The 13739-nt window shown below is 56.0% G+C and carries 14 protein-coding genes; 5 read left to right on the forward strand and 9 right to left on the reverse strand.

Going from position 1 to position 13739, the window contains the following annotated elements; genetic code table 11:
* Positions 1-33 precede the first annotated feature (33 nt).
* Together VF709_RS00825 and chaB are read right to left on the reverse strand one after the other, a co-directional pair.
* The gene (locus tag VF709_RS00825; RefSeq protein ID WP_013096242.1) at positions 34-729 is read right to left on the reverse strand and encodes a gamma-glutamylcyclotransferase; all 696 of its coding nucleotides are present in this window, start codon (positions 727-729) and stop codon (positions 34-36) included.
* Positions 730-906: 177 nt separating this feature from the next.
* Positions 907-1137, reverse strand: coding sequence for a putative cation transport regulator ChaB (chaB, locus tag VF709_RS00830; protein ID WP_013096240.1), 231 nt, complete (start codon positions 1135-1137; stop codon positions 907-909).
* Between the two features lie 270 nt (positions 1138-1407).
* Here chaB and chaA point away from each other — a divergent pair, with 270 nt between their 5' ends.
* Positions 1408-2508, forward strand: a complete 1101-nt coding sequence (gene chaA, locus VF709_RS00835) for a sodium-potassium/proton antiporter ChaA (RefSeq protein ID WP_013096238.1) — start codon at positions 1408-1410, stop codon at positions 2506-2508.
* Positions 2509-2595: 87 nt separating this feature from the next.
* Here chaA and kdsA read toward each other — a convergent pair whose 3' ends face one another.
* Genes kdsA through hemA form a run of 6 tightly spaced genes read right to left on the reverse strand, consistent with a single transcriptional unit; the run spans position 2596 to position 7899 of the window.
* Entirely contained in the window at positions 2596-3450 is an 855-nt protein-coding gene (gene kdsA / locus VF709_RS00840) for a 3-deoxy-8-phosphooctulonate synthase (protein ID WP_013096237.1), read from the reverse strand.
* 36 nt (positions 3451-3486) lie between these two features.
* The gene (sirB1, locus tag VF709_RS00845) at positions 3487-4296 is read right to left on the reverse strand and encodes an invasion regulator SirB1 (RefSeq protein WP_013096236.1); all 810 of its coding nucleotides are present in this window, start codon (positions 4294-4296) and stop codon (positions 3487-3489) included.
* Between the two features lie 3 nt (positions 4297-4299).
* A complete protein-coding gene (sirB2, locus tag VF709_RS00850; RefSeq protein ID WP_013096235.1) occupies positions 4300-4692 on the reverse strand; it encodes an invasion regulator SirB2 in 393 nt (130 codons plus the stop codon).
* Complete coding sequence (gene prmC, locus VF709_RS00855; protein WP_045903133.1) at positions 4689-5519, reverse strand: peptide chain release factor N(5)-glutamine methyltransferase; 831 nt, start codon at positions 5517-5519, stop codon at positions 4689-4691. Before prmC ends, sirB2 begins: the two co-directional genes overlap by 4 nt.
* Complete coding sequence (gene prfA, locus VF709_RS00860) at positions 5519-6601, reverse strand: peptide chain release factor 1 (RefSeq protein WP_013096233.1); 1083 nt, start codon at positions 6599-6601, stop codon at positions 5519-5521. The genes prmC and prfA overlap by 1 nt, the downstream gene beginning before the upstream one ends.
* Before the next feature lie 41 nt (positions 6602-6642).
* A complete protein-coding gene (hemA, locus tag VF709_RS00865) occupies positions 6643-7899 on the reverse strand; it encodes a glutamyl-tRNA reductase (protein WP_013096232.1) in 1257 nt (418 codons plus the stop codon).
* Between the two features lie 201 nt (positions 7900-8100).
* Between hemA and lolB the strand changes: the two genes are divergently transcribed.
* From lolB to dauA, 4 genes are all read left to right on the forward strand, one after another.
* On the forward strand, positions 8101-8712 hold the full coding sequence (lolB, locus tag VF709_RS00870) for a lipoprotein insertase outer membrane protein LolB (protein WP_013096231.1): 612 nt from the start codon (positions 8101-8103) through the stop codon (positions 8710-8712).
* Positions 8709-9578, forward strand: coding sequence for a 4-(cytidine 5'-diphospho)-2-C-methyl-D-erythritol kinase (gene ispE, locus VF709_RS00875; protein ID WP_020690900.1), 870 nt, complete (start codon positions 8709-8711; stop codon positions 9576-9578). The genes lolB and ispE overlap by 4 nt, the downstream gene beginning before the upstream one ends.
* A 127-nt stretch (positions 9579-9705) precedes the next feature.
* Positions 9706-10653, forward strand: coding sequence for a ribose-phosphate diphosphokinase (prs, locus tag VF709_RS00880; protein WP_003856663.1), 948 nt, complete (start codon positions 9706-9708; stop codon positions 10651-10653).
* Between the two features lie 245 nt (positions 10654-10898).
* Positions 10899-12578, forward strand: a complete 1680-nt coding sequence (gene dauA / locus VF709_RS00885) for a C4-dicarboxylic acid transporter DauA (protein WP_045903134.1) — start codon at positions 10899-10901, stop codon at positions 12576-12578.
* Here the strand turns inward: dauA and VF709_RS00890 are convergent.
* Entirely contained in the window at positions 12564-13622 is a 1059-nt protein-coding gene (locus VF709_RS00890) for a MerR family transcriptional regulator (protein ID WP_045903135.1), read from the reverse strand. The genes dauA and VF709_RS00890 overlap by 15 nt on opposite strands.
* Between the last annotated feature and the right edge of the window lie 117 nt (positions 13623-13739).

Here is a 13739-nt window from a genome sequence, read left to right on the forward strand (position 1 = left end):
GCCCGGTCTGCACTCTCGCAGCCGGGCGTATTATCAGGCAAAACCCGGACGCAGCGGGTTATTCAGCGGATTTCCTTCCAGCAGTGCTTTCACCTTCGCTACAAGCTCATTCAGACACTCGTCCTGCATGCCGAGGCGCGTCAGTTCCTGATCGAGTGAAAACAGATACTGCGCGTTTGTGCCGAGCGGTCCACTGGCCGCCGCAATCAACGGCGCGATCACCTGCGTGCGGGTATCCGCTTCATACAGAGGATGGCGCGGATCCATAATAAACACCAGCGCGTTGACGGTGCGTCCGTCATCAAGTTCCAGCTTGCACCAGCTTGGCATATAGCAGCCGGTGATCATCTCGCGCTTCCAGAGCAGCGTCAGCTCCTCTTCGAGGGTGGCATCCGGCAGGCGATACGCCACCCCCGTGGTGCGTCCGCCCTCTTTCAGTGCAAGCATACGTCCCGGCTGACAGGCACTTCCGCGTCCGGCGGTTAATCGCAGACAAAATGCGCGATGCCACCCCGGGAGCGTACCTGTCGCCGATTCGACAAATTCCAGAGCCGGGTTCCACATCAGCGAACCGTAGCCAAAAATCCATACCGGGCCATCATCCGGGCGGCAGGCAAGCGTGGCAGCGAGCGACGCCGCACGTTGTTCAGCTGACCAGAGAAGCGATTCCTCAATAGCACCAAATGCCGTCTTACAATCTGCCTTCATTAAGAAATCACGCGTTAACACTTTACACCTCCGCCACTGCATGCTTCCTTGCGACATCTGTAATTCACCTTCCCGGCATTATCTACTGGTCATTTTGCCAGCAGTTGAATAACGATAAGCAATTCGCGGGCCAGTTGCAATACAACGGCAGTTCAACCGCCTGAAAAGTCAAAATGAAGGCAGCTTATTATTTTACGGCTATTTCTTTTTATGCCATTTATCATCGTCTCCTTTCTCGTAGTCATGTTTTACTGCCGCCCAGGCCACTTTATGCGCCGTCTCTTCCCGGCTGGCATCGTCCCGACGATCGTCTTTATCTTTGTATTGATCCCAGGCGCTGTTAAACGCCTCTTTATAGATATCCTGCGCATGTGCGGGCAGTACGTTTTGCACGTTATCGGGTAAATCGCGTTTCGTTTTATATGGCATCACTAACCTCTCTTTTGCTTAAAAAGATAAGTGTGGACGACGATGCTGCAAGCTGCCAGTCGCGGATCAATTTTGAAGAATTAATCAAGTTAATTACATGTTATTTAATATGTATTAATCAAAAAGATGGCATTATGAATGTCAGGAGACGTAAAACAGGATTAGGGTAAAATTAAGTAAAATATAAAGGGTATTTAACAGAGTTCTGTTAATGTAATGACCTCAAAATTCTATCTATAATTACAAGCACCTGCATTGATGGAGAAGCACATGACAGCAGCACACGAGGCGGTAAAAACCCGCCACAAGGAGACGTCGCTCATTTTCCCGGTTCTGGCACTGGCTGTGCTGCTCTTCTGGGGAAGCAGTCAGTCACTGCCAGTGGTGGTTGGTATCAATATTCTTGCGCTGGTAGGGATTTTAACCAGTGCCTTTAGCGTGGTTCGCCATGCCGATGTCCTGGCCCACCGTCTGGGCGAGCCGTATGGATCGTTAATTCTCAGCCTTTCCGTTGTGATTCTTGAGGTCAGCCTCATTTCCGCGCTGATGGCGACCGGCGACGCCGCGCCAACCCTGATGCGCGATACGCTCTATTCCATCATTATGATTGTGACCGGTGGTCTGGTGGGCTTTTCACTGTTGCTGGGCGGCCGTAAGTTCGCCACCCAGTATATGAACCTGTTTGGCATTAAACAGTATTTGATCGCCCTGTTCCCGCTGGCGATTATCGTGCTGGTCTTCCCGATGGCGTTGCCGGGAGCAAACTTCTCTACCGGTCAGGCGCTGCTGGTCGCATTGATTTCCGCCGCCATGTACGGCGTGTTCCTGTTGATTCAGACCAAAACGCACCAGAGTCTGTTTGTGTACGAACATGAAGATGACAGCGACGACGATGACCCGCACCATGGCAAACCGTCTGCCCACAGCAGCGCGTGGCACACGGTTTGGCTGATCGTACATCTGATTGCGGTTATCGCCGTCACCAAGATGAACGCCAACCCGCTGGAGACACTGTTAACCGAGATGAATGCCCCGGTGGCGTTTACCGGCTTCCTGGTGGCGCTGCTGATCCTCTCGCCGGAAGGGCTGGGCGCGCTGAAAGCAGTGCTGAACAATCAGGTACAGCGCGCCATGAACCTGTTCTTCGGCTCGGTACTGGCGACCATTTCGCTTACCGTTCCGGTGGTGACGCTGATTGCCTTTATGACCGGTAACGAGCTGCAGTTTGCGCTGGGCGCGCCGGAGATGATTGTGATGGTAGCGTCACTGCTGCTGTGTCAGATTTCGTTCTCAACCGGGCGCACCAATGTACTCAACGGCGCGGCGCATATGGCGCTGTTTGTGGCGTATCTGATGACGATATTTGCGTAGTTTTATCTGGTGCGGGCTGATGCCCTCACCCCAACCCTCTCCCACGGGGAGAGGGAGAAAAAAAACCCGCCGAAGCGGGTTTTTTTATTAGTTGCTGGTATCCAGCTCGTCGAAGCTCTTCACCAGATCGTCAATCGCTTTGATCTGTTTCAGGAACGGCTCCAGTTTGTCCAGCGGCAGCGCGGATGGACCGTCGCATTTTGCATTCGCCGGATCCGGGTGCGCTTCAATGAACAGACCCGCCAGGCCGGTCGCCATACCGGCGCGCGCCAGTTCGGTCACCTGCGCACGACGGCCGCCAGACGCGGCACCAAACGGGTCGCGGCACTGCAGAGAGTGGGTCACGTCAAAGATCACCGGAGACTGGTTAGAGACGTTTTTCATCACGGTGAAGCCCAGCATGTCCACAACCAGGTTGTCGTAACCGAAGTTGGAACCACGGTCGCACAGGATCACCTTGTCGTTACCGCCTTCGATAAACTTATCGACGATGTTCCCCATCTGCCCTGGGCTCACGAACTGCGGCTTCTTCACGTTGATGACCGCACCGGTTTTGGCCATCGCTTCCACCAGGTCAGTCTGACGAGCCAGGAACGCTGGCAGCTGAATAACGTCAACCACGTCAGCCACAGGCTGCGCCTGAGACGCCTCGTGAACGTCGGTGATCACTTTCACGCCAAAGGTCTGCTTCAGCTCCTGGAAAATTTTCATCCCCTCTTCCAGGCCCGGGCCACGGTAGGAGTGAATGGAAGAGCGGTTGGCTTTGTCAAAAGAGGCTTTAAACACGTACGGGATGCCCAGCTTCTGGGTCACGGTCACGTAGTGCTCGCAGATACGCATGGCGAGATCGCGGGATTCCAGCACGTTCATACCGCCAAACAGCACGAACGGCAGGTCGTTTGCCACGTTGATATCACCAATGCTAACCACTTTTTGTTTCATAGGATCGCCTTATTCAGGTGTGAATCGGAATTAAGATTAATGCAGTGTAATTTGTTTGTGCGAGATCGCGTTGATCTGCGCGCGAATCATTTCGCTGATCGGGTCTTCCGGGCATTGCTCGACGAAATAGCTTAAATCGTTCAGCGCCACATGCTCGCAGTCGAGCTGGGCATAAATCAGCCCGCGGTCGCGAATTTCGTACGGGTCTTCCGGATTAAATTGCAGCAGCACTTCGCTGGCGCGCAAGGCCAGCTCCATCTGCCGCTCTTCCATCAGTGCAGATTTCAGCGTATCCAGCAGCTTGCGGATCACTTCGGCGTTATCGGCTTCGTCGAGATCTTCGTTAAAGAGCTCGGCCACCGGGCTGATATTACCTTTCAGCCAGACATCCAGCGTATGTTCATCCAGCGTATCGCCGTTAAACGGATTGATTAACCACATCTCCCCGTCCAGCCACTCGGCACGCAGGATCATCTGCGTCGGGAAAATGACCGGCACCAGTGGAATATCCAGACGGTGCGCGATCCACAGCAAAATAGAGCCCAGCGCAACGGCGCTGCCCTGACGATTTTTTAAGACCTGGTCCAGCCATAATGCGTCAGACAGGCGATACACGCCACGCGTGTCGCAGAAACCCCACTCGCCGTAGAAAAGCTCCAGCAGCTTTTCCAGTTGCCAGTCCTGCGGACGCGCCTGATTGATCTCTTCGCGCGCCAGGCTGACCAGACTTTCCAGCTCATCGTAGACATACTGCGACGTAAAATCGTCGCGAATCATCTCCGAAATCAGGATCATGCCATCGCAGAGCGGCACTTTATTAAATTCGAAATCGGCTAAGGACCTCATGACTTACCCCAGTAACGGTATTCTTGTGGTGGCGAGTTTAATGATGATGTACAGCACCACCAGACCCAGCAGAAAGGCGATAAACCCGACCTGCTGGCTGCGCGGACGACGACGTCCAAGCGCGATAAAACCCAAAACGATATAGATGATAACGCCAAACAGCTTTTCAGTCAGCCATGCGCCTTTATCAGTAAATGGCAGATAGCCGGTCTTCCACATGAGTCCGACACCGGAAAGGAATAACACCGTATCGATGCAGTGCGGCGCGATACGCACCCAGCGTGCATTTATCAGCGGATTGTTGCTGTAGCGCCACCAGTAACGAGCAATGAAAAAGCCGATGGTCAGCGCAACGGAAATCAGGTGGACGGTAATAAGCACGGTAAACAGGCTCATTGCCACTGCCCCAGCGTCAGACGCTCGTTACCGCCGTAGTCGCGGCAGGTCTCGACAGCAGCATAACCCGTCTGCCTGAAGAGCCCACGCACCGCCTCCCCCTGCGTCCAGCCATGCTCCACCAGCAGCCAGCCGCCGGGCAGGAGATGTTGTCGTGACGTTGTCACAATGTGTTCCAGATCGGCCATCCCTGCATTACCTGCGACCAGCGCCGTCAGCGGTTCAAAGCGCACATCCCCCTGCGCCAGGTGTGGGTCGTGTTCGTCAATATAGGGCGGATTACTGACAATCATCCCGAACGTCTGTTTCTCCAGCGCACTGAACCAGCTGCTTTGCTGCACGGTCACATTAGTCACGCCCAGTCGCTCAACGTTACGCTGCGCCAGCGCCACCGCGTCGGGCATCACATCGACCGCCGTTACCGCGCAATCGGGCCGCTCGGTGGCGAGCGCCAGCGCGATTGCGCCAGTGCCCGTTCCGAGATCGAGAATGCGGCTGGCCACTGCGGGTAACCGCGCCAGCGCCTGCTCCACCAGACATTCGGTGTCGGGACGCGGGATCAGCGTCGCCGCTGAGACGAACAAGGGTAACGACCAGAACTCGCGCTCCCCGACCAGATGCGCCACCGGCTCGCCGGTTTTACGGCGGGCGAGCAGCGCGGCCAGTTGCGCTTCCTGCTCTACGGTCAGTTCGGTTTCACCGAAGGCCAGCAGATACGTGCGGGCTTTTCCCGTCACATATTCCAGCAAAATTTCGGCGTCGCGCTTCGGGCTTTCACTGTCAGAGAGCGCGCCGGTGGCCAGCCGTAACCAGCTCTGAAAATCCATTATTCCTGCTCGGACAATGCCGCCAGCTGGTCGGCCTGGTATTCCTGCACGATAGGCTCAATCAGCATATCGAGCTTGCCTTCCATCACCTCATCCAGACGGTATAACGTCAGGTTGATGCGGTGGTCGGTCACGCGGCCCTGCGGGAAGTTGTAGGTACGGTTACGATCGCTACGATCGCCGCTGCCCAGCAGGTTACGACGGGTTGACGCTTCCGCCTGCTGACGTTTTGCCATTTCCGCCGCGTGAATACGCGCACCCAGCACGGACAGCGCTTTGGCTTTGTTTTTGTGCTGAGAACGTTCGTCCTGACACTCCACCACAATGCCGGTTGGCAGGTGGGTAATACGGATGGCGGAGTCGGTGGTGTTAACGTGCTGACCACCCGCCCCGGAAGAACGGAAGGTATCAATACGCAGATCGGCCGGGTTAATGTCCGGCAGTTCCGCTTCCGGCAGCTCTGGCATCACCGCAACCGTGCAGGCTGAAGTGTGAATACGGCCCTGCGACTCGGTCGCCGGTACACGCTGCACACGATGGCCGCCGGACTCAAACTTGAGACGGCCATACACGCCGTCACCGCTGATTTTGGCGATCACCTCTTTAAAACCGCCGTGCTCGCCTTCGTTGGCGCTCATGATCTCCACGCGCCAGCGACGCGATTCGGCGTAACGGCTGTACATGCGGAACAGGTCTCCGGCGAACAGTGCCGCCTCATCACCGCCCGTTCCGGCGCGGACTTCCACAAACGCATTACGCTCGTCGTCTGGATCTTTCGGCAGCAGAAGCACCTGCAGCTGTTGCTCCATCTCTTCTGAGCGCGCTTTGGCATCCTGCAGCTCTTCCTGCGCCATTTCGCGCATTTCAGGATCGTCGAGCATCATCTGCGCGGTTTCGATATCTTCCTGAACCTGTTGCCAGTCGGTAAAGCATTTTGAAACATCACTTAACTGCGCATATTCACGCGACAGTGCGCGAAAACGTTCCTGGTCCGCAATGGTCCCGGCATCGCCGAGCAGCGCCTGGACTTCTTCATGGCGCTCGTGCAGAGCTTCCAGTTTAGCGACGATAGAAGGCTTCATAGGCGTAAGTGCACCTTATAATAGAAAATGGGTATAGGGCGCTATTCCAGCCCGAGGCTGTTGCGCAGAATAGTCAGGCGTTCATCGTCCCCGTCACGGGCAGCCTGCTGGAGTGATTTGGTTGGTGCATGGATCAAGCGATTGGTCAGTTTCCAGGCCAGATCCTGCATAATAGCGTGTGCGTCGCCGCCCTGTTCCAGAGCCGCTAACGCTTTGGCAGTCAGGTCATCACGCACCTGCTCCGCCTGACCGCGATATTCGCGGATGGTCTCGCTGACGCTTTGCGCGCGCAGCCAGGCCATAAATTCACTGGCTTCCTGCTCGACAATGGTTTCCGCCTGCACCGCTGCCGCTTTACGTTGAGCAAGGTTGTGCGAAATGATGCTTTGCAGATCATCCACGCTGTAGAGATAGGCGTTGGCCAGTTTGCCAACCTCCGGTTCGACATCACGCGGTACGGCGATATCCACCAGCAGCATTGGCTGATTACGACGGGATTTCAGCGCGCGCTCTACCATCCCTTTACCGATAATCGGCAGCGGGCTGGCGGTAGAACTGATGATGATATCCGCCTCTTTCAGACGTTCGTCGATCTCGCTCAGCGCAATCACCTCGGCCCCGACTTCGTCTGCCAGCACCTGCGCACGCTCGCGGGTGCGGTTAGCGATAACCATCTTTTTCACTTTATGCTCGCGCAGATGGCGCGCCACAAGCTCAATGGTTTCGCCCGCGCCGACCAGCATCACGGTGACGGTCGACAGGGATTCGAAGATTTGACGTGCAAGGGTACAGGCCGCGAACGCAACAGAAACCGCACTGGCACCAATGTCGGTTTCGGTTCGCACACGCTTCGCCACGGAGAATGACTTCTGGAACATACGCTCCAGCTCGCTGGCTTTCAGATGCCCTTTTTGCGAATCCGCAAACGCTTTTTTTACCTGACCGAGAATTTGCGGCTCGCCCAGCACCAGCGAATCCAGACCACTCGCGACACGCATAAGATGGCTCACCGCATCGTTATCCTGATGCCAGTACAGGCTCTTACGCAGCTCGTCTTCGTTGAGATTGTGGTAGTCGCATAACCAGCGGATCAGCGCTTCATGCAGGTTATCCTGCTCTTCCACGCTTAAGTAAAGCTCGGTACGGTTGCACGTCGAGAGCACCACCCCGCCCTGCACCATCGGTTGTGCAAGCAGGCTATCCAGCGCCAGGTCAAGCGTATCCGGCGAAAACGTGACGCGTTCTCGCAGCGAAACCGGGGCGGTTTTGTGGTTGATGCCGAGTGCTAATAGGGTCATGTTGAGCGGGAGTAGTACCAGCGTTAATAAGGTTAGCAAGACGCATCATACAGGATGCGCGAGATCAATAAAAGAGACTGCCCCCTTTCGGAGTAATAGGTTACTCAACGCTTTGAGATAATTTGAACGTAGACGGTGACACCCTTCAACGCTAGCATTAACAGTTATAACTGCAACGTATCTCAAGGATTTGTCCTCATTATGACCCGACTGATTCGCCTGCTGCCGCTGGCAGCACTGGTTCTGACCGCATGTTCTGTCACTCAACCAAAAGGCCCGGGCAAAAGCCCTGACTCACCACAGTGGCGTCAGCACCAGCAGGACGTACGTAATTTAAGTCAGTACCAGACCCGCGGCGCGTTTGCTTATCTCTCTGACGAACAAAAGGTTTATGCCCGCTTCTTCTGGCAGCAAACGGGGCAAGATAACTACCGCCTGCTGCTGCTGAACCCGTTGGGCAGTACCGAGCTGGAGCTTAACGCTAAGCCGGGTGAAGCGCAGATCACGGATAACAAAGGCCAGCACTACACCGCCACCGACGCGGAAGAGATGATTGGCAAACTGACCGGAATGCCTATCCCGCTGAACAGCCTGCGCCAGTGGATCCTGGGCCTGCCGGGTGACGCCACCGACTACACCCTGGACGATCAGTACCGTCTGAGCCAGGTGAACTACACGCAGAACGGTAAAACCTGGAAGGTGGTGTACAGCGCCTATGACAGCAACAGTAAACCGTCGCTGCCGTCGAATATGGAGCTGACGCAGGGTAGCCAGCGCATCAAGCTGAAAATGGACAACTGGATCGTTAAATGATGACCCACTGGCCCTCTCCGGCAAAACTTAACCTGTTTTTATATATCACCGGCCAACGTGCTGACGGGTATCACACCCTGCAGACGCTGTTTCAGTTTATCGATTATGGCGACACGCTCTCGATTGAGCTGCGTCAGGACGGGCAGATCTGTCTGCTGACGCCGGTGGAAGGCGTAGCGCATGAGGATAACCTGATCGTGCGCGCCGCGCGTCTGCTGATGAACGCAGCGGCTGACACCGGGCGCTTGCCCGCCGGGAGCGGTGCGGATATTCGCATTGAGAAGCGTCTGCCGATGGGCGGTGGGCTGGGTGGCGGTTCATCCAATGCCGCGACCGTCCTGGTCGCCCTGAATCATCTCTGGGGCTGCGGATTGTCAACGGATGAACTGGCCGCGTTAGGGTTAACGCTGGGGGCGGATGTCCCGGTGTTTGTGCGCGGTCATGCAGCATTTGCTGAAGGGGTGGGTGAAATCCTCTCCCCGGTTGAACCGCCGGAAAAATGGTACCTCGTAGCCCATCCAGGCGTCAGCATTCCGACTCCGGTCATCTTCAAAGATCCTGAGCTGCCACGCAATACCCCGGCGCGGTCAATAGAAACGTTATTAAATTGTGAATTCAGCAACGATTGCGAGGTTATCGCAAGAAAACGTTTTCGCGAGGTTGATGCGGCGCTTTCCTGGCTGTTAGAATACGCGCCGTCGCGCCTGACTGGTACAGGGGCCTGTGTCTTTGCTGAATTTGACACCGAATCCGCCGCTCGTCAGGTGCTTGAGCAAGCGCCGGATTGGCTGCATGGTTTTGTAGCGCGCGGGATGAACACCTCCCCCCTACAGCAGGCCATTCTGGCGCAGACTGAGTTTCGGTGACAACGTCACCCTGTTCCAGACGTTGCATCGCGCTCTTTAATACACCGCCTGGATAGCATTTCGCCTGGCCCCGCACAGTTTGCGGCGAACGCTATCCACCACTGGACGCATGCCTGAGGTTCTTCTCGTGCCTGATATGAAGCTTTTTGCTGGTAACGCCACCCCGGAACTAGCACAACGTATTGCCAACCGCCTGTACACTTCCCTCGGCGACGCCGCTGTAGGTCGCTTTAGCGACGGCGAAGTCAGCGTACAAATTAACGAAAATGTACGCGGTGGTGATATTTTCATCATCCAGTCCACCTGTGCTCCAACGAATGACAACCTGATGGAATTGGTTGTTATGGTCGATGCCCTGCGTCGCGCTTCTGCAGGCCGTATCACTGCTGTAATCCCTTACTTTGGCTATGCCCGCCAGGACCGTCGCGTCCGTTCCGCGCGCGTGCCAATCACCGCTAAAGTTGTCGCGGACTTCCTGTCCAGCGTTGGCGTTGACCGCGTACTGACCGTTGACCTGCACGCAGAGCAGATTCAGGGCTTCTTCGACGTCCCGGTTGATAACGTGTTCGGTAGCCCAATCCTGCTGGAAGATATGCTGCAGCTGAACCTGGACAACCCGATTGTGGTTTCTCCGGACATCGGCGGCGTGGTACGTGCCCGTGCTATCGCTAAGCTGCTGAACGATACCGACATGGCAATCATCGACAAACGCCGTCCGCGCGCTAACGTTTCTCAGGTGATGCACATCATCGGTGACGTTGCTGGCCGTGACTGCGTGCTGGTTGACGACATGATCGATACCGGCGGTACGCTGTGTAAAGCCGCTGAAGCGCTGAAAGAGCGTGGTGCCAAGCGCGTGTTCGCGTACGCGACTCACCCGATCTTCTCCGGTAACGCGGTAAACAACCTCCGTAACTCCGTCATTGACGAAGTTGTGGTATGCGATACCATCCCACTGAGTGACGAGATCAAGGCACTGCCAAACGTGCGTACCCTGACCCTGTCCGGGATGCTGGCCGAAGCGATTCGTCGTATCAGCAACGAAGAATCCATCTCTGCAATGTTCGAACACTAATCGAACACGGCCGAAAAACCCGCTGCGGCGGGTTTTTTTGTTTCTGATATTTATTAATGCTCTAAATAATTCGGGTTGCAGGAAGGCGGCAAGTGAATGAATCCCAGGAGCTTACTCAAGTAAGTGACTGGGATGAATGAGCGCAGCCAACGCATCTGCAGCGCGAAGTATGACGAGCAATGATTAATGCCTCCTTCACCTGCCATTCATATGACAGATGATGCGCATACGGATGATAGATAATTGTGAAAAACATCACTTCCTCACATGTTCTGCCCTTTCGCGCCCTCATCGACGCATGCTGGAAAGAGAAATACACCTCGTCACGCTTTATCCGTGACCTGATTGCCGGGATCACCGTTGGTATTATCGCCATTCCGCTCGCCATGGCGCTGGCGATTGGCAGCGGCGTGGCTCCACAGTATGGCCTGTATACCTCGGCCGTCGCCGGGATCGTGATTGCCCTCACGGGCGGTTCGCGTTTCAGTGTGTCCGGCCCTACCGCTGCTTTTGTGGTGATCCTCTATCCGGTATCACAGCAGTTTGGCCTGGCAGGCCTGCTGGTTGCCACGCTCATGTCTGGCCTCTTTTTGATTCTCTTTGGCCTGGCCCGCTTTGGCCGGCTGATTGAATATATTCCCCTTTCCGTAACGCTGGGATTCACCTCCGGGATCGGCATCACCATCGGAACGATGCAAATTAAAGATTTCCTGGGGTTGCAGATGCCTCACGTTCCTGAGCACTATCTGCAGAAAGTGGGAGCGCTGTTTTTGGCACTGCCTACGGCCAACATGGGCGATGCCGCCATCGGGATCGTTACGCTGGGTACGCTCATCGTCTGGCCGCGCTTAGGCATTCGTCTGCCTGGCCACCTGCCCGCGTTGCTGCTGGGCTGCGCGGTGATGGCCATCGTCAACATGTTTGGTGGTCATGTCGCCACCATCGGCTCACAGTTCCACTATGTTCTGGCGGACGGTTCTCAGGGCAGCGGTATTCCTCAACTGTTACCACAACTGGTTCTTCCCTGGGATATGCCCGGCTCCAGCTTTACCTTAAGCTGGGATTCGCTGCGTGCACTGCTGCCCGCCGCCTTTTCAATGGCGATGCTGGGGGCGATTGAATCTCTGCTCTGCGCCGTAGTGCTCGATGGCATGACCGGTACCAAGCACAAAGCCAACAGCGAACTGGTCGGCCAGGGCTTAGGTAACCTCATCGCTCCGTTCTTCGGCGGTATTACAGCCACCGCGGCTATCGCCCGTTCTGCGGCCAACGTGCGCGCGGGTGCAACTTCACCGGTTTCGGCGGTTATCCACTCCCTGCTGGTGATCCTCGCGTTGCTGATCCTCGCGCCGCTGCTCTCCTGGCTGCCGCTCTCTGCCATGGCCGCCCTGCTGCTGATGGTGGCCTGGAACATGAGCGAAGCGCATAAGGTGGTGAACCTGCTGCGTCGCGCACCGAAAGACGACATCATCGTCATGCTGATCTGTATGTCGCTGACCGTGCTGTTCGATATGGTGATCGCCATCAGCGTCGGCATCGTGCTGGCTTCCCTGCTGTTTATGCGCCGGATCGCGCAGATGACGCGCCTTTCCCCGGTAAACGTGGAGGTGCCTGATGATGTGCTGGTGCTGCGGGTAATCGGTCCGCTGTTCTTCGCTGCGGCGGAAGGCCTGTTCAGCGATCTGGAATCCCGCATTGCGGGCAAACGGATTGTGGTGCTGAAATGGGATGCCGTACCGGTGCTGGACGCCGGTGGGCTGGACGCCTTCCAGCGCTTTGTAAAACGTCTGCCGGAAGGCTGCGAGCTGCGGGTGAGTAATCTGGAATTTCAGCCGCTGCGCACTATGGCGCGCGCTGGCGTGCAGCCGATCCCTGGCCGCCTTGCCTTCTATCCCAACCGCGACGCCGCGTTAGCGGATCTGTGATTCATCTGATGCGGAGAAACGTCTCTGCATCATTATCCCTATCGCCTGCTGGAGCCATTCAAGCACAGCAGGCGTCATCCACGTCCCTTTCATCAGATGCGGCTCCTGCTGCATAGCAGCGCGAAACTTTTGCTGCGTCTCAGGGTTTGTTCCTGCGTATGACTGGAACAACGCCAGCCAGGTTTCAGCCAGCTTTTGCGCCTCGTCAGAGGCGGGGTCGAGATTTTCCCGCTGCGCCTGGTGCAGCTTCGCCACCAGCGGCGGCCACTCCATCATGCGGTCAAAGTAGTGTTTCCGGGTAAAAGCCATCTCATCGGCAGAGAGATACTTTTCCCAGATGGCCAGCTTCGATTCGGCAAACGCCCGCGTGATATAGTCGGTCATCTCTGCGGTGATGCCCGTTTGCTCACGCATTTGCGGTTCGACGCTGTGCATCTCGTTCAGCCGGGTGAGAAACTCCGGCTTGCCGGCAGTGTCCTGCTCCAGGCGCTCCATCCAGCGCGTCGCGAGATCCATCGCCCGCGGGTCAGAAACGGGTATGTGCTGTTCCAGCAGCGTGTTGGCCTCGGTAACCAGCCCTGACCAGACAGCCGCCAGCGCATCTTTCTGCACCGCAAACGGCAGTTGCTGTAACTCTTCTTTGCTAAACCAACGATCGTACATATTCATTAACTCCAGAGTCTGTAGCCAGGATTCCAGATCGGGGGTTTCATCGCGGGTAAGCCCGGTGCGCAAGTCCACCAGCCTGTCACGCAGCGTGTTAATGCTGCGTAGCTGTTTATCCAGCAAACTGATTTGCGCATCAAGGAGTTCCGTTAAAGAAAGCGACTCCTGCTCCAGAAAATCCCTGATTTCAGCAAGCTCCAGCCCCGCTTTTGCCAGTGCCTGAATCATATGCAAGCGCTGTACTTCCGCCAGATTATAAAGCCGGTAGCCTGCCGCGCTTCTGGCAGAAGGTAGCAATAACCCTGTTTGCTCATAGTGATGCAATGTGCGCACGGTGATCCCAGCGCGTTTTGCCAGTTCACCCACCTGAATCAACATAACTGCTCCTTTTATTTTGCCAGTGACGCCACTCTGGTGCCTTACGTTACGTGAGGGTCAACCCCTCAGGCAAAAAAAAACGACTCCATCTGGAGTCGTTTCAGTGTTCTTTATTCT

It is taken from the genome of Enterobacter sp. Lyrl_3 (assembly GCF_051948675.1).
In the GTDB taxonomy this organism is placed as follows: domain Bacteria; phylum Pseudomonadota; class Gammaproteobacteria; order Enterobacterales; family Enterobacteriaceae; genus Enterobacter; species Enterobacter cloacae.

What these genes read in the sequence shown, in the direction of transcription:
- chaB (WP_013096240.1), bottom strand. Translation starts at nt 1,137, where the DNA reads ATGCCATATAAAACGAAACGCGATTTACCCGATAACGTGCAAAACGTA.
- chaA (WP_013096238.1), top strand. Translation starts at nt 1,408, where the DNA reads ATGACAGCAGCACACGAGGCGGTAAAAACCCGCCACAAGGAGACGTCG.
- kdsA (WP_013096237.1), bottom strand. Translation starts at nt 3,450, where the DNA reads ATGAAACAAAAAGTGGTTAGCATTGGTGATATCAACGTGGCAAACGAC.
- sirB1 (WP_013096236.1), bottom strand. Translation starts at nt 4,296, where the DNA reads ATGAGGTCCTTAGCCGATTTCGAATTTAATAAAGTGCCGCTCTGCGAT.
- sirB2 (WP_013096235.1), bottom strand. Translation starts at nt 4,692, where the DNA reads ATGAGCCTGTTTACCGTGCTTATTACCGTCCACCTGATTTCCGTTGCG.
- prmC (WP_045903133.1), bottom strand. Translation starts at nt 5,519, where the DNA reads ATGGATTTTCAGAGCTGGTTACGGCTGGCCACCGGCGCGCTCTCTGAC.
- prfA (WP_013096233.1), bottom strand. Translation starts at nt 6,601, where the DNA reads ATGAAGCCTTCTATCGTCGCTAAACTGGAAGCTCTGCACGAGCGCCAT.
- hemA (WP_013096232.1), bottom strand. Translation starts at nt 7,899, where the DNA reads ATGACCCTATTAGCACTCGGCATCAACCACAAAACCGCCCCGGTTTCG.
- lolB (WP_013096231.1), top strand. Translation starts at nt 8,101, where the DNA reads ATGACCCGACTGATTCGCCTGCTGCCGCTGGCAGCACTGGTTCTGACC.
- ispE (WP_020690900.1), top strand. Translation starts at nt 8,709, where the DNA reads ATGATGACCCACTGGCCCTCTCCGGCAAAACTTAACCTGTTTTTATAT.
- VF709_RS00890 (WP_045903135.1), bottom strand. Translation starts at nt 13,622, where the DNA reads ATGTTGATTCAGGTGGGTGAACTGGCAAAACGCGCTGGGATCACCGTG.